Source organism: Kribbella sp. NPDC000426, from assembly GCF_040300265.1.
Lineage (GTDB): Bacteria > Actinomycetota > Actinomycetes > Propionibacteriales > Kribbellaceae > Kribbella.
The window spans coordinates 858,842-877,812 of record NZ_JBEPDK010000002.1 but is presented as its reverse complement, the minus strand read 5'-3'; the positions used below and the strand labels follow the sequence as shown (position 1 = coordinate 877,812).

At 68.8% G+C, this 18,971-nt stretch carries 20 protein-coding genes; 7 read left to right on the top strand and 13 right to left on the bottom strand.

The annotated features are described in order from the left end of the window. Positions 1 to 89: 89 nt before the first annotated feature. On the bottom strand, positions 90 to 800 hold the full coding sequence (locus ABT313_RS11960; RefSeq protein ID WP_350851375.1) for a TetR/AcrR family transcriptional regulator: 711 nt from the start codon (positions 798 to 800) through the stop codon (positions 90 to 92). 87 nt (positions 801 to 887) lie between these two features. Here ABT313_RS11960 and ABT313_RS11955 point away from each other — a divergent pair, with 87 nt between their 5' ends. Beyond that, positions 888 to 2,345 carry a DHA2 family efflux MFS transporter permease subunit gene (locus tag ABT313_RS11955; protein ID WP_350851373.1) on the top strand — a complete coding sequence of 486 codons (1,458 nt, stop codon included), beginning with the start codon at positions 888 to 890 and terminating at the stop codon, positions 2,343 to 2,345. Here the strand turns inward: ABT313_RS11955 and ABT313_RS11950 are convergent. The 6 genes from ABT313_RS11950 to ABT313_RS11925 all read right to left on the bottom strand — a co-directional run bounded on the left by ABT313_RS11950 (position 2,332) and on the right by ABT313_RS11925 (position 7,657). Continuing rightward, positions 2,332 to 3,303 carry a glycine betaine ABC transporter substrate-binding protein gene (locus ABT313_RS11950; RefSeq protein ID WP_350851371.1) on the bottom strand — a complete coding sequence of 324 codons (972 nt, stop codon included), beginning with the start codon at positions 3,301 to 3,303 and terminating at the stop codon, positions 2,332 to 2,334. The genes ABT313_RS11955 and ABT313_RS11950 overlap by 14 nt on opposite strands. Further along, positions 3,300 to 4,112, bottom strand: a complete 813-nt coding sequence (locus ABT313_RS11945; RefSeq protein ID WP_350851369.1) for an ABC transporter permease — start codon at positions 4,110 to 4,112, stop codon at positions 3,300 to 3,302. The genes ABT313_RS11950 and ABT313_RS11945 overlap by 4 nt, the downstream gene beginning before the upstream one ends. Beyond that, on the bottom strand, positions 4,109 to 5,278 hold the full coding sequence (locus tag ABT313_RS11940) for an ATP-binding cassette domain-containing protein (RefSeq protein WP_350851367.1): 1,170 nt from the start codon (positions 5,276 to 5,278) through the stop codon (positions 4,109 to 4,111). Before ABT313_RS11940 ends, ABT313_RS11945 begins: the two co-directional genes overlap by 4 nt. Then, positions 5,271 to 5,933, bottom strand: a complete 663-nt coding sequence (locus ABT313_RS11935; RefSeq protein ID WP_350851365.1) for an ABC transporter permease — start codon at positions 5,931 to 5,933, stop codon at positions 5,271 to 5,273. The genes ABT313_RS11940 and ABT313_RS11935 overlap by 8 nt, the downstream gene beginning before the upstream one ends. A 112-nt stretch (positions 5,934 to 6,045) precedes the next feature. Next, a complete protein-coding gene (locus ABT313_RS11930) occupies positions 6,046 to 6,402 on the bottom strand; it encodes a HesB/IscA family protein (RefSeq protein WP_130446795.1) in 357 nt (118 codons plus the stop codon). Positions 6,403 to 6,562: 160 nt separating this feature from the next. After that, entirely contained in the window at positions 6,563 to 7,657 is a 1,095-nt protein-coding gene (locus ABT313_RS11925) for a glycerate kinase family protein (RefSeq protein WP_350851362.1), read from the bottom strand. 98 nt (positions 7,658 to 7,755) lie between these two features. Between ABT313_RS11925 and ABT313_RS11920 the strand changes: the two genes are divergently transcribed. The 6 genes from ABT313_RS11920 to ABT313_RS11895 all read left to right on the top strand — a co-directional run bounded on the left by ABT313_RS11920 (position 7,756) and on the right by ABT313_RS11895 (position 12,080). After that, the gene (locus ABT313_RS11920; protein WP_350851360.1) at positions 7,756 to 8,151 is read left to right on the top strand and encodes a VOC family protein; all 396 of its coding nucleotides are present in this window, start codon (positions 7,756 to 7,758) and stop codon (positions 8,149 to 8,151) included. Then, positions 8,118 to 8,807 (top strand): deoxyribonuclease V, encoded by a 690-nt coding sequence (gene nfi / locus ABT313_RS11915; RefSeq protein WP_350851358.1) that lies wholly within the window; start codon positions 8,118 to 8,120, stop codon positions 8,805 to 8,807. Before ABT313_RS11920 ends, nfi begins: the two co-directional genes overlap by 34 nt. Before the next feature lie 102 nt (positions 8,808 to 8,909). Further along, on the top strand, positions 8,910 to 9,032 hold the full coding sequence (locus ABT313_RS11910; RefSeq protein ID WP_350851356.1) for a hypothetical protein: 123 nt from the start codon (positions 8,910 to 8,912) through the stop codon (positions 9,030 to 9,032). A 34-nt stretch (positions 9,033 to 9,066) separates the two neighbouring features. After that, the gene (locus ABT313_RS11905) at positions 9,067 to 9,588 is read left to right on the top strand and encodes a PadR family transcriptional regulator (protein WP_350851354.1); all 522 of its coding nucleotides are present in this window, start codon (positions 9,067 to 9,069) and stop codon (positions 9,586 to 9,588) included. Further along, positions 9,585 to 10,310 carry an ABC transporter ATP-binding protein gene (locus tag ABT313_RS11900; protein WP_350851352.1) on the top strand — a complete coding sequence of 242 codons (726 nt, stop codon included), beginning with the start codon at positions 9,585 to 9,587 and terminating at the stop codon, positions 10,308 to 10,310. Before ABT313_RS11905 ends, ABT313_RS11900 begins: the two co-directional genes overlap by 4 nt. Continuing rightward, positions 10,311 to 12,080: an ABC transporter permease gene (locus tag ABT313_RS11895; protein ID WP_350851351.1), complete on the top strand. Its 1,770-nt coding sequence runs from the start codon at positions 10,311 to 10,313 to the stop codon at positions 12,078 to 12,080. Here the strand turns inward: ABT313_RS11895 and ABT313_RS11890 are convergent. From ABT313_RS11890 to ABT313_RS11865, 6 genes are all read right to left on the bottom strand, one after another. After that, positions 12,077 to 12,769, bottom strand: a complete 693-nt coding sequence (locus ABT313_RS11890; protein WP_350851349.1) for an SRPBCC family protein — start codon at positions 12,767 to 12,769, stop codon at positions 12,077 to 12,079. The genes ABT313_RS11895 and ABT313_RS11890 overlap by 4 nt on opposite strands. Next, positions 12,766 to 13,620, bottom strand: a complete 855-nt coding sequence (locus ABT313_RS11885; RefSeq protein WP_350851348.1) for an FAD binding domain-containing protein — start codon at positions 13,618 to 13,620, stop codon at positions 12,766 to 12,768. The genes ABT313_RS11890 and ABT313_RS11885 overlap by 4 nt, the downstream gene beginning before the upstream one ends. Next, on the bottom strand, positions 13,617 to 16,016 hold the full coding sequence (locus ABT313_RS11880) for a xanthine dehydrogenase family protein molybdopterin-binding subunit (protein WP_350851346.1): 2,400 nt from the start codon (positions 16,014 to 16,016) through the stop codon (positions 13,617 to 13,619). Before ABT313_RS11880 ends, ABT313_RS11885 begins: the two co-directional genes overlap by 4 nt. After that, on the bottom strand, positions 16,013 to 16,501 hold the full coding sequence (locus ABT313_RS11875; RefSeq protein ID WP_350851344.1) for a (2Fe-2S)-binding protein: 489 nt from the start codon (positions 16,499 to 16,501) through the stop codon (positions 16,013 to 16,015). Before ABT313_RS11875 ends, ABT313_RS11880 begins: the two co-directional genes overlap by 4 nt. Positions 16,502 to 16,586: 85 nt before the next feature. After that, positions 16,587 to 17,867, bottom strand: a complete 1,281-nt coding sequence (locus tag ABT313_RS11870) for an XdhC family protein (protein ID WP_350851343.1) — start codon at positions 17,865 to 17,867, stop codon at positions 16,587 to 16,589. After that, positions 17,860 to 18,969 carry a vWA domain-containing protein gene (locus ABT313_RS11865; protein ID WP_350851341.1) on the bottom strand — a complete coding sequence of 370 codons (1,110 nt, stop codon included), beginning with the start codon at positions 18,967 to 18,969 and terminating at the stop codon, positions 17,860 to 17,862. Before ABT313_RS11865 ends, ABT313_RS11870 begins: the two co-directional genes overlap by 8 nt. Positions 18,970 to 18,971: the final 2 nt, after the last annotated feature.

The following is an 18,971-nucleotide window of genomic DNA, read 5'->3' as shown; positions in this document are numbered from 1 at the left end:
CACGCCTCACAGGCAAGATCGTATTTTTGTTGACAATCCGAAGGTTAACCATGTGCATTCGTGAACCACAAGCAGTGACTCGTAGTTGATCAGTTCTTCTCGGCGAGTGACGCCAGACCGGCAACGATGACCGCGATGCCGAATTCGAACCGCTCGTCGCCCGCGGCGCCGGACGTCAGCGGGCCCGACAGGGCGACGGTCAGCGGGAAGCGGCCGGCCGGCAGCGACTCGAAGTACGACCGGAGTCCGCTGACGAATCGCTCGACGTCCTCCGGCGTCCAGTCCGTGGCGCTCTGCACCGTCTCCTCAAAGGCGACCGCCGTCACGTAGAGCGGAATCAGATCGACCGCCCAGGCGGCCGCCTGGTCCGGGACGTTGCCGGCCTTCAGCAGTGTCAGGATCCGCTCGGTGCTCATCAACGCCCGCTCCCCCAGCGGTACGGCGCCGATCGCGGCCCGCGCCACACCCGGATTGGCCCGCATCGCGCGCAGCATCTCGCGCATCATCGCCTTCAACTGCTCCTGCCAGCGGGTCGGGTCCACCGGCTCGTCGTACCTCATCTGCGCGGCGGCCCGCTCGACCAGGAGCTGATCCAACTCGCGCTTGTTCGCCACATGGGCGTAGAGCGAGGCGGGTCCGGTACCGAGCGCCTGCGCGACCTTCCGCATCGAGACCGCCTCGTACCCCGACTCCACCAGCACCCGCATCGCGGCGTCGACGATCCGCTCCCGGTTGAGCGGCTCCTTCGGCGTGCGGGTGGGCTTCGCGGGGGTGATCGGCTGCCACGGAGGTTGGGTCATACGAACACTGTACTTGACGCGAACACCGTTCGGGAGTAGAACAGTGTTCGTCAACGAACACCGTTCGAAATCCACGAGGGGCCCACGATGAGCACCACGACAGTTGTAGACAATCCACCTGACACCACACCGTCCGGCGCCGGACCGACGCCGTACCGCTGGCGCTGGATCGTGCTCGCGACGATCCTGATCGCCGAGATCATGGACCTGGTCGATGCGACGATCGTCAACATCGCCGCTCCCTCGATCCGCGCCGACCTCGGCGGCTCCGAGTCCGCGATGCAGTGGATGCTGGCCGGCTACACGCTGGCCTTCGCGATCGGGCTGGTCACGTTCGGCCGGCTCGGCGACCTGGTCGGCCGCCGGCGGCTGTTCGTGATCGGCGCCCTCGGGTTCACGATCGCCTCCGCGGTCTGCGGTTTCGCAACCAGCCCCGAGCTCCTCATCGGCAGCCGGGTCGCGCAGGGTCTGCTCGGCGCGGTGATGATCCCGCAGGGCTTCGCGATCCTGAAGTCGATCTTCCCGTCCGACGAGCTCGGCAAGGCGTTCGCGATGTTCGGTCCGGTGATGGGATTGTCGGCAGTCGCCGGCCCGATCCTGGCCGGCGTGCTGATCGACGCGAACTGGTTCGACGCCGGCTGGCGCACGATCTTCTTCATCAACGTGCCGATCGGCATCGCGGCCCTCGTCGGCGCGCTGAAGTTCATGCCCGAGGTGAAGACACCCGGCGCCTCCCGCCTCGACGCCGCCGGCGTGCTGCTGGTCAGCCTGGCCTCGGGTCTGCTGATCTACCCGCTCGTCCAGGGCCGCGAGCTCGGCTGGCCATTGTGGACAATCCTAATGTTGGCGAGTTCGATTGTCGTCTTTGTGCTGTTCGGCTGGCGTGAGCGCCGATCCGGCAACCCGGTCATCGACCCGTCGCTGTTCCGCAACCGCGGGTACGTCGCCGGCCTCGGCGTAATCACCACGTTCTTTCTCGCGATGAACGGCTTCATGCTCGTGTTCAACCTGTTCACCCAGCTCGGACTGCACTACAGCCCGCTGAAGGCAGGCCTCGCGATGGTGCCGTTCTCGCTCGGCATCGCGATCGGCGCCCCGCTGTCCGGCGGCCTGCTCGCCCCGAAGCTCGGCCGCAAGGCACTGCAGCTCGGCGTCGCTGTGATGACCGTGGCGATGGCCGGCATCTGGTTCACGCTGCACACCTACGGCGATGCGACAACGATCTGGAACCTGGTGCCGGCGACGCTCGCCACGGGGATCGGCGCCGGCCTGGTGTTCGCTCCGTTGTTCGACATCATCCTGGCCTCGATCGACGACCAGGCCGCCGGTTCGGCATCCGGCGTACTGACCGCCATGCAGCAGTACGGCGGGGCGATCGGCGTCGCGGTGATCGGCACCGTGTTCTTCCAGCTGCTCCCGGCGCACGCCTTCCTCGGCGCCACCAAGACGTCGGTCCTGGTCGCGATCGGCCTGTTCGTGGTCAGCCTCGCCGTCACCTTCCTACTCCCGAAGCGGGCGCGCGAAGGAGCCGTCAGTCACGGCTGACGAAACCTTCCTTCACCAACCAGTCCATGGCGACGTCGGCGGGCTCACGTCCGTCGACGTCGACCTGTGCGTTGAGGTCGATCAGCACCGGGTCGGTCAGCTTGTCGGACACCGGCTGCAGCAGATCCCGCAGCTGCGGGTACTTGTCCAGCACCTTCTTGCTGATCACCGGCGCCACGTTGTACGCCGGGAAGTACTTCTTGTCGTCCTGCAACACGACAAGGTCGAGCGACTTGATCCGACCGTCGGTCGTGTAGATCTCACCGAACAAGCAATCCCCGTGACTCGTCGCGGCGTACACAGCGCCTGTGTCCAGCGTCCGCACGTTGTTCCGCGGTACGGCGGAGCCCAACGGAACGCCGTAGTGCTTGAGCATCGGCTCGAACCCGTCGTTCCGGTTCGCGAACTCGGACTCGACGCAGAACGTCCGCTCCTTCGCCGGCAACGACGCGATCTGGGACAGCTTGGTCAGGTGCAGCCGCTCGGACTCCTTGCGGGTCACCGCGAACCCGTAGCTGTTGTTCATCGGCGCCGGCTTCAGCCAGACCAGCCCGTACTTCTCGGCGTCCTCCTTGCGGACAGCGTCGTACTGCTTCTGCTTGTCGGGGATGCCGGTGTCATGGCCGAGGTACGAGATCCACGCGGTACCGGTGTACTCCCAGGCCATCTGGATCTGGCCGCCGATCATCGCCTGCCGCGACGTGTCGCTGCCCGGCATGTTCGTCAGGTCCTGCACATGCGCGCCGGCCGACTGCATCAGGATCGCGGCGATCTTGCCGAGGATCAGCTGCTCCTGGAAGTTCTTCGACCCGATGGCGATCGTCAGCCCGTCCAGGCTCTTCACCGACCGCAACTGACCTTCCAATGCGCCGGTCGGCACGAAACCCCCGCTGGTGCCAAGACCGCAGCCGGACAACACCAGAAGCAACGCGGACGCAGTCGCGATCAGCCGCTTCATGCGAGCCCCCTCGGGCGGGTGATCTCTTCGAGCACTCGGCCCGCCCAGTCGATCAGCAACGCCAACGCGGCAACGAGTACGGCGCCGCTGATCAGCACCGGATACCTGAGCAGCCGGATGCCGGTCGTGATCAGACTCCCCAGTCCCCCGGCGTCGATGAACGTCGCGAGGGTGGCGGTGCCGACGACAAGGACCAGCGCAGTACGGATGCCGGCCATGATCACCGGTACGGCGAGCGGCAGCTCGATCCGGCCGAGCACGGCCACGCTCGACATCCCCATCCCCCGACCGGCCTCGACCAGCGTCGCGTCGACACCTTGCAGGCCGACGATCGTGTTGCGCAGCACCGGCAGGATCGCGTACAGGCAGAGCGCGAGAATCGCGGTCCAGAAGCCGAAGCCGAGCCAGATCGCCAGCAGCACGATCAACCCGATCACCGGCGCGGCCTGACCGGCGTTCGCGACCGCGACCACCAGCGGAGCGGCGCGGCGGGACCGCGGCCGGGTCAGTGCAATGCCCAGCGGTACGGCGATGAACAGCACGATGATCGTGGCGACGGCGGTGAGCTCCAGGTGTTCGAGCGTCAACTGGCCGACCAGCTTCCAATCGAGCTGCCGCTGCTCGATCGAGTCGAGCTCGGCCTGCGACCGCCAGATCGCCCACACCCCGACCACGATCGCCACGAACAACGGCTGCCCGATCAGCAGACCCCATGACGGGCGACGCGCACGAGTAGCAGCGAGTCCGGCGACGGCAGCCTTCGCGTCGGCCAGGTTCTCCTTCGACGGGTGCTCTTCGGTCACCGTCACTGCGCGACCTCCTCCGGCTCCGCGGATCCGTTGCCGTCCTGGATCCGGGCCAGCACCGTCTGGAAGTCGACGACGCCCAGGTACTCGTCGCGCCGGCCGGTGACGACCGCGCTGCCGTGGCTCGACATCAGCATCGTGTCGAGCGCGTCGTTGAGCGTCGCGCGCCGGTCGATCGTGACCAGGTCGGTGTCCTCGTGCGGCGCCGGCACATTGTCAACATTCGACAAGTCGGATGTCCACATCCAGTCAACGGGTCGCCGACGTCGATCGAGGACGACCACGGATTCGTCGCCGGCCTGCTCGGCCGCGCGCAGTACGTCGGACGCCGGGTCGCCGATCTCCGCGACCGTCGGCTGGCCGAGCTCGATCTCGCTGACCCGGCTCAACGTGAGCTGTTTCAAAGCAGCCCCCGCACCGACGAAATCCGCGACGAACCGGTCCGCCGGGTTCGCCAGGATCGCCTCGGGAGTGTCGTACTGCGCGATCTTCGCGCCCTCGGTGAGGATCAGGATCCGGTCGCCGAGCTTCACCGCCTCGTCGAAATCGTGGGTGACGCAAACGATCGTCTTGCGCAGCTCCTCCTGGATGCTGAGCAGTTCGTCCTGCAGCCGCTGCCGGGTGATCGGGTCGACCGCACCGAAGGGCTCGTCCATCAGGATCACCGGCGGATCGGCCGCGAGCCCGCGGGCCACCCCGACGCGTTGCTGCTGACCGCCGGACAGCTCGCGCGGGTAGCGGTTGCGGTACCGGTCCGGGTCGAGGCCGACGAGTTCGAGCAGCTCGCCGACGCGTTCCGCCGTACGGGCCTTGTCCCAGCCAAGCAGGCCGGGGACCAGCGCAATGTTCTGCGTGACGGTCATGTGTGGGAACAGGCTGCCGCCCTGGATGACGTACCCGATCCGGCGGCGCAGATCGTCGTCGTCCTGGGTGCTGATGTCCTCGCCGCCGATCCGGATGCTGCCGGACGTCGGCTCGATCAGCCGGTTGATCATCTTCAGCGAGGTGGTCTTGCCGCAGCCGGACGGACCGACGAACATCACGATCTCGCCGGCCGGGATGTGCAGGGACAGGCCCTCGACCGCGGGTTTGCGCTGACCCGGGTACCGCTTCACGACGTCGGTCAGCTCGATGTCGACGCCGCTGATGGCAGGTTCGGTTTCAGGCACGGATACCCCTCGAGGTGGTCAGGCGGCCGACGAGCAGCAGCATGGCGTCCAGGATCAGAGCGAGCAGGACAACGCCGATCGTGCCGACCAGCGCGGAGTTCAGAGCGTTCTTGCCACCGATCTGGGTCAGGCCGGTGAAGATGAAGCTGCCCAGGCCGGGACCGAGCACGTACGCCGCGATCGCCGCGATACCCATCGACATCTGGGCCGACACCCGGACGCCGGCCAGGATCACCGGCCACGCCAGCGGCAACTCGATCCGGAGCAGGGTCCGGATCGCGCCCATGCCCATCCCGCGCGCGGATTCGATCAGCGTCGCGTCGACGCCGGACAGGCCGACAACGGCGTTCCGCAGGATCGGCAGGCAGGCGTAGAAGGTGACCGCGATCACCGAGGTGGCGGTGCCGATGCCGGCCAGCGGGATCATCAGGCCGAGCAGCGCGAACGACGGGACGGTCAGGCCGACCGCGCTGACCGCGCCGGCCAGCGACGCCACTCGTGGATTGCGGTGCACGACGACTGCCAGGCCGACCGCGATCACGGTGGCCAGCAGTACGCACTGGATGACCAGACTCAGGTGCTGGTAGCTCTGGTAGAGCAGTTGTGAATGACGCTCAGTTATGTAGTCCCACACGCGGTAGCCAGTGCCCAACAAACGTTGGCTTCACACGGTGGGCCATCTCATACGAAGCCATACCGGCTCATACCGGGTCCGGACATGCCGAAGCCCCTGGTCACCGTGAGGTGCCAGGGGCTTCAGAGGTAGATCAGTTGAACGAGTCGCCGCAGGCGCAGGAGCCGGTCGCGTTCGGGTTGTCGATCGTGAAGCCCTGCTTCTCGATCGTGTCCACGAAGTCGATCGACGCACCCTTGAGGTACGGCGCGCTCATCCGGTCGGTGACAACGCTCACGCCACCGAAGTCGGCCACCACGTCACCGTCGAGCTGGCGCTCGTCGAAGAACAGCTGGTACCGCAGCCCGGAGCACCCGCCCGGCTGCACGGCGACCCGCAGCGCGAGGTCGTCGCGGCCTTCCTGGTCGAGCAGCGCCTTCACCTTGGCGGCGGCCCCGTCGGTGAGGAGAACACCAGTGGCGACGGCCTGCTCGGTCTGCGCTTCAGTCATCCCTGACTCCAGTCATCTGCTCAAGTGCCGGCCAGACGGCTCGGCCAGCACGGAAGTCTCTTGTCAACACGGATCAACAGCGGCCGATCCGCGCTCATTCCCATGGTCGCACACCAATTTCACGGATCAACTACCACATCGCGGAATGACCGGTCCCTGATCAGCGTGCCCAGGTCCGGGCGACACGCTCCGCGACCGTCGCGAGCGAGCCGTGCGGGTCCGCGAACGCCCGCTCCTCGCCGACCACGTCGACCAGCGCGTACGCCGACTCGACGCCCATCGTGCGCATCTCCCGGGACCCGATCAGCACCTTCCCGGCGAGTACGACGCAGGGCCGCATCGCGTCGTTCGCGACCTTCGCGACACCGGCGATCACCTTCCCGTCCCGGGACTGGAAGTCGAACGCGCCCTCGCCGCTCAGCACCAGGTCGACCCGCGCGGCCTTCTCCTTCAGCCCTGTGAGCTCTGCCACCAGGTCGATTCCGGACACGCGCTCAGCGCCGAGCAGCAGCAGGGCATAACCGAGCCCACCCGCGGCGCCCGCGCCCTTCTTGTCCGCAGTCTTCCGATCGGCGAGCTCGGCGAAGTGCGTCAGCCAGCCGTCAACCGCCGGCTTCCGCTCGTCCGAAAGGCCCTTCTGGGCGCCGAAGATGTTGGTCGCCCCACGCAGCCCGAGCATCGGGTTCTCCACGTCACTGGCCGCGACGAACTCGACCCCCGCGACCCGGTCACGGGCCGGTTGCAGATCCACCGCCGTCAACTCCGCGAGCCCGGCAGCTCCGCCGTCCAAGTGACCTGTCTCACCCGTCGCTCCGAGTGCGGCGAGCATGCCGGCGCCGGCGTCGTTCGTACCCGAGCCGCCGAGGCCGAGGATGATCCGCTTGGCTCCGGCGTCGACGGCGGCCGCGATCAGCTGCCCGACGCCGTACGTCGTCGCGTCCTCGGGGCGCCGATCCTTCGGCTCGACCAGATGCAGTCCGCACGCCTGCGCGGTCTCGACGTACGCCGTTTCGCCCGCCATCAGGACGGTCGCCGGGGTCTCGTCGCCGAGCGGGCCACGGACCGTGACCGACAGCAGCGTCCCGTCGACGACCGCGGACAGTACGTCGATGAAGCCGGGCCCGCCGTCGGCCATCGGCGCCACCAGCACCTCTGCCCCGGGATCGCGCCGCCGCCATCCTTCCTCGATGGCCGCAGCCGCCTCCACGGCAGTCAGCGTCCCCGCGAACTTGTCCGGCGCAATCAGAATCCGCATGCGCACATCCTCTCCCACCCGCGCCCGCCTCCGCCCGGCCGTCCCATCCGCGCCGAACCTCCTGTCGTTTCGTACAGGACAGGGTTAGATCGGCTGGTATGAAGTCGATCCTGTTCGCACTACGCGTCGGTGACCTGGACCGTTCGCTCGCCTTCTATCGCTCGGTCGGGTACGTCGACCTCGGGACGGTGCCGTTCGACGACGGGTCGAGCCTGGTCTGGCTGCGGCTGCCCGATGAGCCGTCGGTGTCCCTCGAACTCGTCCACCGCCCGGCGGACGGTCCGGTGGAGATCGGCGGGTTCCAGCACTTCGCGATCGAGGTCGTGTCGCTGCGCGAAACCGTCGACCCGCTGACCGCGGCAGGTCTTCGACCAGGCGAGCCGGAGTTGCCCGGCGGTGCCGACGGCCCGAAGACCTCCTGGCTCACCGACCCCGACGGCTATCGCGTCGAGCTGGTCGAATGGCCCCCGAGCGGCCCGCCGACGGTCGAGTGACAGCGCCGAGTTGGCCCACCACGGCCGCCGAGGCGATCGCGGTGCAGGAGAAACTGCGCGGGCTGGTGGAGGTCGTGGATGTGGGTCCGGCGCCGCGGTATGTGGCCGGGTTGGACGTGGCGTACGACGGTGATCGGCTAGCGGCCGCGGTCGTCGTACTCGAGCGGGAAACGCTCCGCGAAGTGGACCGCGCGGTTGTGCGCGGGGAGACGACGTTCCCGTACGTGCCGGGATTGTTCGCGTTCCGCGAGGTGCCGGCGTTGCTCGCCGCACTGGAGCAGCTGACGACCGGGCCGGATCTGTTGGTGTGCGACGGCCAGGGGCTCGCGCATCCGCGCCGGTTCGGGCTCGCCTGCCATCTCGGTGTGCTCACGGGCATCCCGTCGATCGGCGCCGCGAAGACCACCTTCGTCAGCTCACACATGCAGCTCGCGCCGGAACGAGGCGGGACCGCGGCGCTGATCGATGGCGGTGAGGTGGTGGGCGCCGCGGTGCGGACTCAGCACGCAGTCAAGCCGGTCTACGTGTCGGTCGGGCACCGCGTGAGTCTGCCGACCGCCGTCGAGCACGTCCTACACCTGGCACCGCGCTATCGGTTGCCTGAGACAACACGCGCGGCAGACCGCGCCTGCCGGGAGGGTTTGCAGGATGGATGAAGCACCGAGAGTGCCCGGGTACACGCGCCACGAGTTCGGCGAGCGGATCGGAGCGACGGCGGCCTTGCGGATCGGGGCCGCCGCAGCCGTGATGCAGCGGAGGTGAGCGAGTCTGGCTGGTTCACGGCCGAGGAAGCTGGGCGGCTGACGGTGATTGCCGGGCATCGGCCGATCCTGCCGGCGGTCTTCGCCGGTGAGCTGTACTTTGACATGCCCAACGGATAACCGCTATCTATTAGCTAACCGTTAGGGGGTAGGCGTGCAGGACGCAGTGCTGGCGATGCTCGCCAAGGAGCCGTCGCACGGGTACGAGCTGCGGGCTCGATTGCAGCAGAGCCTCGGACCGCTCGGGGAGTCGATGAACCCTGGGCAGATCTACGTCACTCTCGGGCGACTGGAGAAGGCCGGTCTGATCGTTTGCGAACCGTCGGACAGCCCGGATCGCAAGGTGTATGCCCTCACGCCGTCCGGGCAGCAGCGGGTCGCAGCCTGGCTCACCGAGGTGGCTCGGCCAAAGCCGGATCTGGCGGAGTTCCATCTGAAGCTGGTCGTGGCGGCGGCTGCGCGGCTCGCCGACCCGGTCGAACTCGTCGCTGCTCAACGCCGCGAACTGCTGCGGATCCTGCGGGAGGCGCAGCAGGCCGCGCTGGCCGAGCCGGCCGGATCGGCGGCGGTTGTCCTGCTCGAAGGCGTGATGCTCCGGCTGCAGGCCGACCTGCGCTGGCTGGATGTCTGCGAACGCACCTGGTCGAAACCCCACGACGAATCCGAGGACGCATGAACCTGCTCCAGACCCGCGGGCTGACCAAGGAGCACGGCGCGGGCGCGAGCCGGGTACGTGCTGTCGACGAAGTCGACCTCGACGTACCGGAAGGTCAGACGCTGGCCGTGATGGGTCCGAGCGGCTGCGGAAAATCCACACTGTTGCATCTGCTCGGCGGCCTCGAGCGTCCGACGGCCGGTGAGGTGTGGGTCGGCCAACGCCGTACCGACACCCTCAGCGAACGTGCCCTCGCGCGTCTACGCCGCCGGTCGATCGGGTTCGTCTTCCAGGCCTTCCATCTGGTCGACGAGTTGAGTACCGCCGAGAACGTCGAGCTCCCCGCACTGCTCGCCGGCCGCTCGCTACGCGCGGCCAGGAGACGAGCCGACTTCCTGCTCGACCAGGTCGGACTGGCGGACCGCGCGCGGCACCTCCCCTCCGAGCTGTCCGGCGGCCAGCGCCAACGCGCGGCGATCGCGCGTGCACTCGCCAACGAACCGCAGGTCGTACTCGCCGACGAACCGACCGGCAACCTCGACACGACCGCGACCACCGACGTACTGCGGATCTTCGCGGAGCTCCGCGCTGCCGGGCAGACCCTCGTCATCGTCACGCACGACGAACGGGTCGCCGCCACCGCGGACCGACTGATCTCGATGCGCGACGGCATGTTCGTCGACGACACCCAGCTGCTCGACGGGACCGGCCGGCTCGCCGGGCTGATCGGGCTGGAGGGCTAAGTGGGCCGGATCCTGCTCGTCGTACGCCTGGTGCTGGCCGACGTACGACGGCACAAAGCGCACGCCGCGATGCTCGTCCTCGCAGTGACAGCAGCCGTTGCCACGCTGGCGCTTGGGTTGTCCCTGAACGGCGCATGCCAAGGGCTTTACGAGCAGACCCGTTCCGCGACCGCCGGACCGGACGTCGTTGCCCTAGCTCCGGACACGGGCCCGGACGCGACGTCGGAACTCAACTCGCTGGCCGCCGATCCACAGGTCGTGGAGCACAACGGACCGTACGCCGTCGTGTACGGCGACCTCACGGTCCACGGAAGGAACTCCGGCGTGGTCGTGCACGCCGCCGGCCGCACGCCCGGCCCGATCAACAAACCATTGGTCATGTCCGGCGAATGGATCCGGCCGGGCGCAGCAGTCATGGAACGCGGTCTGGCCACCGCGCTCGGCGTCGAGGTCGGCGACCGCGTCACGATCTCCGGCCGCACGTACCCGGTCGTCGGGATCGCCGTGACCGCGGCGACGTCGATCTACCCATGGGCCTCGGGCATCGGTCCACTCGGCGGTCCAAGTGACGCGAGCGGCCTGGTCTGGATGACGGCGAAGGACGCCACTGCCCTGGCGGGACGCGACCTGGCCGTCACCACGGCCATGGATCTCAAGCTGCGTGATCCTGCTGCCACCAACGACTTCATCAGGTCGCTCCGCTCCCCCACGACCAGGGTGACGATGCACTCGTGGCAGTTCATCGCCACCCAGGACCGAGTCATCCTCAACGGCAGCCAGCCGATCCTGGTCGTCGGCGGTTGGCTGCTCGGCTTCCTCGCCATCACCGGGGTCGCCGCGCTCGCCGCCGGCCGGGCAGCCGAGCAGACCCGGCGAGCCGGCCTGCTCAAAGCCGTCGGCGCGACGCCCGGTCTGATCGCCGCGGTTCTGCTGACCGAGTTCCTCGCGCTCGCGATCGTGGCTCAGGTCTTGGGAATCGTGGCCGCCCGCCTGGTCGAGCCGACCATCGCCAACCCGACCGCCAGTCTCATCGGTGGCATCGTCGGCCCGGACGGCACCACGCTGGTTGCGACGTCGATTCTCGTCCTGGCCGTGGCATTGCTGACGACATTGCCGCCGACGGTGCGTGCGTTGCGGACGGCAACGGTGGCCTCGCTGACCAGCCCAGCGCAGTACCCGCGGCACCGCCCGTTGCTGACCACTCTGTCTGCTCTGCTGCCGACCTCGTTGCTGGTGGGACTGAGGTTGACTGCGCGTCGGCCTGGTCGCGCCGTGTTGCACGCCTTCTCCACTGCTGCGACCGTCGCCGGCATCACCGGATTGCTGATCGGCGGCGTACAACCGGTCCGTCCGTACGCCGGGTTGCCGAATATCCGGGACCAGCAGAACTACCGGCTGCTGCTGGCCGTGACCGTCATGCTCGTCGCGCTCGCCGTCGTCAACACGATCGCGATCACCTGGATGACGGCGATGGAGTCGCGGATGAGCATGGCCGTCACGCGCGCGCTCGGCGCGACGCCAGGTCAGGTGTCGGCCGGTCTGTCCTTCGCTCAGCTCTTGCCGGCCGTTCCCGGGGCAGTCGCTGGGGTGTATCTGGGCATCTTTCTGTTCGGCATCTTCAGTGTCGGGCAGATCGCGATGCCACCGGCGTCCTGGATGTTCTTGGCGGTTCTTGCGACGCTGTTCGCGACGGCGGCGCTGACAGCGTTGCCTGCGCGGTTCGCTGCCCGGCATCCGGTGGCACGAACCCTGAGAGCTGAGACGGCTTAGCGGCGGATCAGGCGTCGGAGCAGTAGGGCGACGACGGCGCCGATCAGGTACGGCGCAGCGCGGCGGGCGAGCACGGGGAGGATCGTGCTGCCGAGGTCGAGGGAGACCGCTGCGGGTTCCGATGCGGCGGTCGGAGGTGGGGCGCCAGGCGGAGGCGGCGTACTGGCCGGTGGAGCGTCACCGGTCGCAGGCATGTCGCCGGACGGCTTGCTGTCGCCGGTCGGCGAGCCGGCGTCGGTAGGTGTGCTGTCCAACTTGGTTTTCAGGCAGGTCGTGAACTGGTCGAGGAGTTTGTTCGACACGTCCTGGACCAGGCCGCGGCCGAACTGGGCGGGGCGGCCGGTGATCGTCAGGTCGGTGTCGACGGTGACCTCGGTCGACCCCGGGCCGGCCTCGGCCAGGCGCGCCGTGACCCGGGCGGTCGCCGTACCGTTGCCGCGCCGGTCCTTGCCCTTGGCCTCGATCACCGCGTGGTGGTCGGCCGGATCACGTTCGACGAAGGTGCCGTTGCCGGAGTACTGCAGGGACACCGGCCCGAGCTTGACCTTGCACGAGCCGGTGAACTCGTCCCCTTCGTACGACGTCAGGGTGGCGCCGGGGAAACACGGCACCACCCGTTCGAGATCGTTGAACGCGGCCCACGTCTGCTCGATCGGAGCCGGTACGACGAACCTGTGCTCGAGCTTCACGCCGTACCCGCCGCCGCCAGCACCGCACGCCGGGTGAGCACGGTGGCCAGATGCCGCCGATAGTCCGCGTCACCGTTGAGATCCGTCACCGGTGACGTCCCGTCCGCCGCCCGCGCCGCCGCTTCCCGGACGGCGTCGGCCGTCGCGGGTTGGCCGACGAGCGCCGCCTCGACCGCGGTCGCCCGGACCGGTGTCGAACCCATGTTGCCGAGCGCGACCCGCGCCTGCGCGATCGAGTCGCCGTCGAGCCGGACCGCCGCCGCGACGGAGACGATCGACCATCCTTGCGCGACCCGGTTGAACTTCTCGTAGTGCGCGCCCCAGCCGGTGTACTTCGGCACCCGCACCTCGACCAGCAGCTCGTCCTCGCCGAGCGCCGTACTGAACACGCCCTGGAAGAAGTCCGACGCGGAGACGGTACGACGACCGCCCGAGCCGGCGATCACGAACGACGCGTCCAGCGCCACCGCGACAGCCGGCAGGTCCGCGGCCGGATCCGCGTGCGCCAGCGAACCGCCGAACGTGCCGCGATGCCGGATCTGCGGATCCCCGACCGTTGCCGTCGCCAACGAAATCAGCCGGGCATGCTCGTTCACCACCGGTGAGGACTGGACGACGCTGTGCGGCGTCATCGCGCCGATCACCAGCACGTCGCCGTCGTCGCGGACGCCGCGCAGCTCGTCGATCTTGCCGAGGTCGACGATCGTGTCCGGCGCCGCCAACCGCAGCCGCAATGCCGGCATCAGGCTCTGCCCGCCGGCCAGCACCTTCGCGTCGGAGTGCTCACGCAGCAGCCCCAACGCTTCGTCGACAGTCACCGGAGCGAAGTACTCGAACGGCGCCGGGATCATGACTGCGCCCCTTCCTGCTCAGAAGCGGTCTGGATCGCCTTCCACACGCGGTACGGCGTGCACGGCATCGGCACGTCCGTGACGCCGAGCGGCCGGAGCGCGTCGACAATCGCATTGACGACCGCCGGCGTCGACGCGATCGTGCCGGCCTCGCCGACACCCTTCACACCGAGCTGGTTCGTCGTCGCGGGCGTCTCGGTCCGCGCCGTCTCGAACCGCGGCAGATCAGGTGCCCCTGGCAACAAATACTGGTCGAACGACCCGCTGATCAACGTCCCGGAGTCGTCGTGCACCGCCTCCTCGTAGAGCGCCTGCGCGATGCCCTGCGCGAGACCGCCGTGCACCTGCCCCTCGACGATCAGCGGATTGACGACAACCCCGACATCGTCGACGCTCACATACGATCGGATTGTCGACAATCCTGTTTCCGTATCAACTTCGACCGCGCACAGATGCGTGCCGTGCGGGAACGAGAAGTCGTCCGGATCGAGCGTCGCGTCCGCGTCCAGGCAACCCTCGGCGGATCCGTCGAGCTTGTGTCCCTGGAAGACCGCGAACGCCAGCTCCGCCAGCGTCATCCCGGCCTCGGTCCCGCGGACGCCGTACCGGCCGGCCGAGAACTCGAGGTCGTCCGCGTTCGCCTCCAACAGCTGGGCTGCGATCGGCTTCGCCTTCTCGATCACCTTGTCGGCAGCCGCCAGTACGGCCATCCCGCCGACGGCCAGCGACCGCGAGCCGTAGGTGTCCAGGCCGCGGACGGCGACCTGCGTGTCACCGTGGAGTACTTCGACATCCTCGAACGCGACGCCGAGACGATCCGCAACCAGCTGGCTCCATGCGGTCTCGTGGCCCTGCCCGTGCGGACTCGTCCCCGTGACCACCTCGACCTTCCCGGTCGGCAGCATCCGGACCGCCGCGTGCTCCCAGCCGCCGCCGACGTACCCCATCGAGCCGAGCCAGCGCGACGGCGCCAGCCCGCACATCTCGGTGTACGTCGAGATGCCGATGCCGAGCTGGACCGGGTCGCCGGACTCCCGGCGCTCCGCCTGCTCCTTGCGCAGATCGTCGTACCTGAAGAGGTCGCGCGCCTTCGCCGTGGCTGCCTCGTAGTTGCCCGAGTCGTACTGCAGGCCGGACACCGTCGAGAACGGGAACTCCTCGTGCTTGATCCAGTTCTGCTCGCGGATCTCCAGCGGGTCGACGCCGACCCGGGCGGCGAGCTCGTCCATCATCCGCTCGATCGCGAACGTCGCCTCCGGCCGGCCGGCACCGCGGTACGCGTCGGTCCACGTCTTGTTCGTGAACACGTTCGTGATGCCGAGGTGGTACGACGGGAACTTGTAGATCCCGTTGTACATAAAGGCTCCGAGCAACGGGATCGCCGAGGTGACGAGTCCGAGGTACGCGCCCATGTCGGCGATCAGGTCGACCTTCAGCCCGGTCACGGTGCCGTCGGCGTTCGCCGCCAGCGTGACCTGCTGCCACTGGTCACGCCCGTGGTGCGCGGCCATCAACGACTCGGACCTGGTCTCGCAGTACTTACAGGGCTTTCCGGTCCGGCGGGCCGCGATGACCGTGAGGACTTCCTCCGGTGTGAACTGCAGCTTGCCGCCGAACCCGCCGCCGACATCCGGCGCGATCACCCGGATCTTGCTCTCCGGGATGCCGAGCACGAGTGCGATGAAGATCTTCACGAAGTGCGGCACCTGCGTCGACGACCACACCGTCATCTGCTCGGTTGTCGGATCGACGACAATCGCCCGCGGCTCCATGAACGCCGGGATCAGCCGCTGCTGCCGGAACTCCTTCTCGATCACGATGCCGCCGTCCCGCGCGGCCGCGATCGCCGCCTCGACGTCACCGCCGGTACCGGACTCGGCCGAGTCGTACGCCCACACCGCGGACAGGTTCGTCCCGAGGTCCGGATGCGCGAGGACCTCGTCGCGGGCCGCGGCGCGGAGCTCGAGGGCCGGCGGGAGTTCCTCGTAGTCGACGTCGACGAGCTCGGCGGCGTCGTTCGCCTCGGCCGCCGTACGGGCGACGACCATGGCGACGATCTCGCCGGCGAACGCGACGTGGTCGACCGCCATCGACGGATGCACCGGGGCCTGCTGGTCGGAGACGACGGCCCACGCGTTCGGCAGGCCGCCTTGCTCGTCGGCGATGTCCGCACCGGTGATCACGGCAACGACCCCGGTCGCCGCCCGCGCGGCCTCGGTGTCGATCGAGGTGATCCGCGCGTGCGCGAACGGGCTACGCACCATCGCGATGTGCTGCATCCCCGGCAGCACGATGTTGTCGGTCCAGCGGGTCCGGCCGGTGATCAGCCGGGCGTCCTCCTTGCGGCGGCGCGGGTTGCCGATCTCGGTCGCCGGGCGGTCCTCGGTGGTCGTCATTGCGCACCTCCCGCGGCGCTGGCCCGGTTGGCTGCCGCCGAGGCCTGCACGGCCTTGACGATGTTCTGGTAGCCGGTGCAGCGGCAGAGGTTGCCCTCGATACCGAGTCGCACGTCCTCCTCGCTGGGATTCGGATTGTCGACAATCAGATCGATGGATTGCATGATCATGCCTGGTGTGCAGTAGCCGCACTGCAACGCGTGGTTCTCGTGGAAGGCCTGCTGCATCGGGTGCAGCTGACCGTTGCTCGCGAGCCCCTCGATCGTGGTCACCTCGTGACCGTCGGTCTGGACCGCGAGCAGCGAACAGGACTTCACGCTCCGCCCGTCGAGGTGGACCGTGCAGGAGCCGCAGTTCCCGGTGTCGCAACCGACCACGGTGCCCGTCTTCCCCAGCTGTTCGCGCAGGTAATGCACGAGCAGCGTGCGCGGTTCCACCTCGTCGGTGAAACTGCTTCCGTCGACCTTCACTGTGATCCGGGTCATCGCCCCGCCTCCAGATGTCAGCACCGCCGTACGTTCGATCCTGCTCCCCGTGTGATGTCGCCCACAAGGCCCGATCAGTTGTTCATCAGTGGTGGATCGGTCCCGCCGCGCCCGAGAGCCGTTGCCCGGCGCCGCCCCAGCGCTGGGCGATGATCTCGGCCGCGATGCTCACTGCGGTCTCCTCCGGCGTCCGGGCGCCGAGGTCGAGACCGATCGGACTGGCCAGCCGGGCCACCTCCGCCTCGGTCAGCCCGGCCTCCCGCAACCGCTTCAGCCGGTCGTCGTGCGTGCGCCGCGAACCCATCGCGCCGATATACGCCACCGCCGGCAACCGCAACGCGACTTCCAGCAGCGGTACGTCGAACTTCGGGTCGTGGGTGAGCACGCAGATCACCGTCCGGTCGTCGATCCGGCCGGCCGCGGACTCCCCCGCCAGATACCGGTGCGGCCAGTCCACGATCACCTCGTCGGCCGACGGGAACCGCGACGCGGTCGCGAACACGGCACGCGCGTCGCACACGGTCACGCGGTACCCGAGGAACGAACCGAGCCGCGCGACCGCCGCCGCGAAGTCGATCGCGCCGAACACCAGCAACCGCGGCACCGGCGCGTACGACGAGACGAACACCCGCATCCCCTCCCCCCGCCGCTGCCCGTCCGGCCCGTACTCCAAAGTCTCCGTCCGCCCGTTGGCCAACAATCCGCGCGCGTCATCCAACACAGCGTCGTCGGCCCGCTCCGACCCCAGACCAACCTGCCCCTCGCTCCGCTCGGGGCGGGGGGAGAAGGACCCCGAACCAGCCGGTTCGGTGGTCACGCCGAAGCCCACCGCACTCCGCGCGCCCACCGCGCCCACCGCGCCCTCCGCGCCCTGCGCGTCATCCGCCCTGGAGGCGGGTGGGGTCAGGGGCGGCGTGTCGGTGTCCTGCTCCGGGCGGATGATCAGGCGGCGGCCGATCAGCTGCGGGTTGGGATGGGCAACTGTTGTGGCGACTGCGACCGGGCGGCCGGCGGCTATGTCTTCGGCTACGGCGCCCAGTTCGGGGAACGTTGTGCGGTCGACCTTTTCGACGAAGATGTCGAGGATTCCGCCGCAGGTCAGGCCTACTGCGAACGCCGACTCGTCGCTCACGCCGTAGCGCTGCAGGACCGGCTCGCCGGACTCGAGGACCTCCTCGCCGAGCTGGTAAACAGCGCCCTCGACGCAGCCGCCGGACACACTCCCGACCGCCTCCAGGCCAGGGCCGACGAGCATCACCGCACCGGGCGGCCGCGGCGCCGACTCGAACGTCGCGACGACGGTGCCGACGGCAACCGACTCGCCCGCGTTCCACCAGCTCAGCAACCGGTCGAGAACATCACGCATCGGCGACCACCTCCAGAAGCTCGGCGAAGCTGGTCAGACTGTGCCCGGCGACCAGGTCGTCCAGGTGCGGCAGTACGGCGACGATCCCGGCCTGCACGGGCTCGTACCCAGGCTTGCCGCGATGCGGATTCAGCCACACCACCCGGTGCGCGAGACCCGCCAACCGCTCCATCTGCGCCCCGAGCAGCGTCGCGTCGCCGCGCTCCCACCCGTCGCTGCAGACGACCACGACCGCGCGCCGCGCCGTACCACGCTGACCCCAACGATCCAGAAACACCTTCAGCACCTCACCCAGCCGCGTCCCGCCCGACCAGTCCGGTACGACGTCACCCGCCGACCGCAACGCGAAGTCCGCATCGCGCCTCCGCAAAGCAGTGGTAACGCGCGTCAGCCGCGTGCCGATCGTGAAGACCTCCACCGAACGCGGCGCCTGCTGGACCATCGTGTGCGCAAGCCGCAACAGACTGTCGGCGTACGGGCGCATCGATCCGGACACGTCGATCAGTACGACGACCCGCCGGGCCCGGACACCGCGGCGGCGGTAGTGCACGCGGCCCGGTTCGCCGACCTGCCGGAGCTGCGCGCGCAGCGTCTGCCGCGGGTCGACGTCGCCGCGATGTGAAGGCCGGCGGCGGGTGGCGCGGCGTACCGGGGCGCGCGGGCGGAGCGTGCCGAACAGCCGGGCCAGCTCGGCGCGATCGGTCGCGGACAGGTCGGCGACATCGCGGTGCCGGAGCACTTCCGTCGTACTCGCGGCAACGTTGAGCGTGCGCTTGCAGTCCTGCCCCTCGCCGTTGTCCCCGAGCGCAGCCTGCACCGAGGCCTGCGGAGCACGCCGGACGACGCCGCGCGATCGCTGTCCGGAGAACCAGGCGGCGAACACCTCGTCGTACCGCGCCGTGTCGTCCGGCCCGCTGCAGAGCGCCGCGCGGCCGGCCCAGTACACATCGGCGGTCATCGTCGCATCGAGCACAGCCACCGCGCGGAGGAACAGCTGCACCCGGTCCGCGGTGACGGCGAGGCCCGCGTGACGCAACGCAGAGGCGAAGCCGGCCAACGCGAGATCCGGCTCGGCGCTCGTCGGATCGGTCGGCTCTGTCATCA

What these genes read in the sequence shown, in the direction of transcription:
- ABT313_RS11960 (WP_350851375.1), bottom strand. Translation starts at nt 800, where the DNA reads ATGACCCAACCTCCGTGGCAGCCGATCACCCCCGCGAAGCCCACCCGC.
- ABT313_RS11955 (WP_350851373.1), top strand. Translation starts at nt 888, where the DNA reads ATGAGCACCACGACAGTTGTAGACAATCCACCTGACACCACACCGTCC.
- ABT313_RS11950 (WP_350851371.1), bottom strand. Translation starts at nt 3,303, where the DNA reads ATGAAGCGGCTGATCGCGACTGCGTCCGCGTTGCTTCTGGTGTTGTCC.
- ABT313_RS11930 (WP_130446795.1), bottom strand. Translation starts at nt 6,402, where the DNA reads ATGACTGAAGCGCAGACCGAGCAGGCCGTCGCCACTGGTGTTCTCCTC.
- ABT313_RS11925 (WP_350851362.1), bottom strand. Translation starts at nt 7,657, where the DNA reads ATGCGGATTCTGATTGCGCCGGACAAGTTCGCGGGGACGCTGACTGCC.
- ABT313_RS11920 (WP_350851360.1), top strand. Translation starts at nt 7,756, where the DNA reads ATGAAGTCGATCCTGTTCGCACTACGCGTCGGTGACCTGGACCGTTCG.
- nfi (WP_350851358.1), top strand. Translation starts at nt 8,118, where the DNA reads ATGGCCCCCGAGCGGCCCGCCGACGGTCGAGTGACAGCGCCGAGTTGG.
- ABT313_RS11900 (WP_350851352.1), top strand. Translation starts at nt 9,585, where the DNA reads ATGAACCTGCTCCAGACCCGCGGGCTGACCAAGGAGCACGGCGCGGGC.
- ABT313_RS11885 (WP_350851348.1), bottom strand. Translation starts at nt 13,620, where the DNA reads ATGATCCCGGCGCCGTTCGAGTACTTCGCTCCGGTGACTGTCGACGAA.
- ABT313_RS11880 (WP_350851346.1), bottom strand. Translation starts at nt 16,016, where the DNA reads ATGACGACCACCGAGGACCGCCCGGCGACCGAGATCGGCAACCCGCGC.
- ABT313_RS11875 (WP_350851344.1), bottom strand. Translation starts at nt 16,501, where the DNA reads ATGACCCGGATCACAGTGAAGGTCGACGGAAGCAGTTTCACCGACGAG.
- ABT313_RS11870 (WP_350851343.1), bottom strand. Translation starts at nt 17,867, where the DNA reads ATGCGTGATGTTCTCGACCGGTTGCTGAGCTGGTGGAACGCGGGCGAG.
- ABT313_RS11865 (WP_350851341.1), bottom strand. Translation starts at nt 18,969, where the DNA reads ATGACAGAGCCGACCGATCCGACGAGCGCCGAGCCGGATCTCGCGTTG.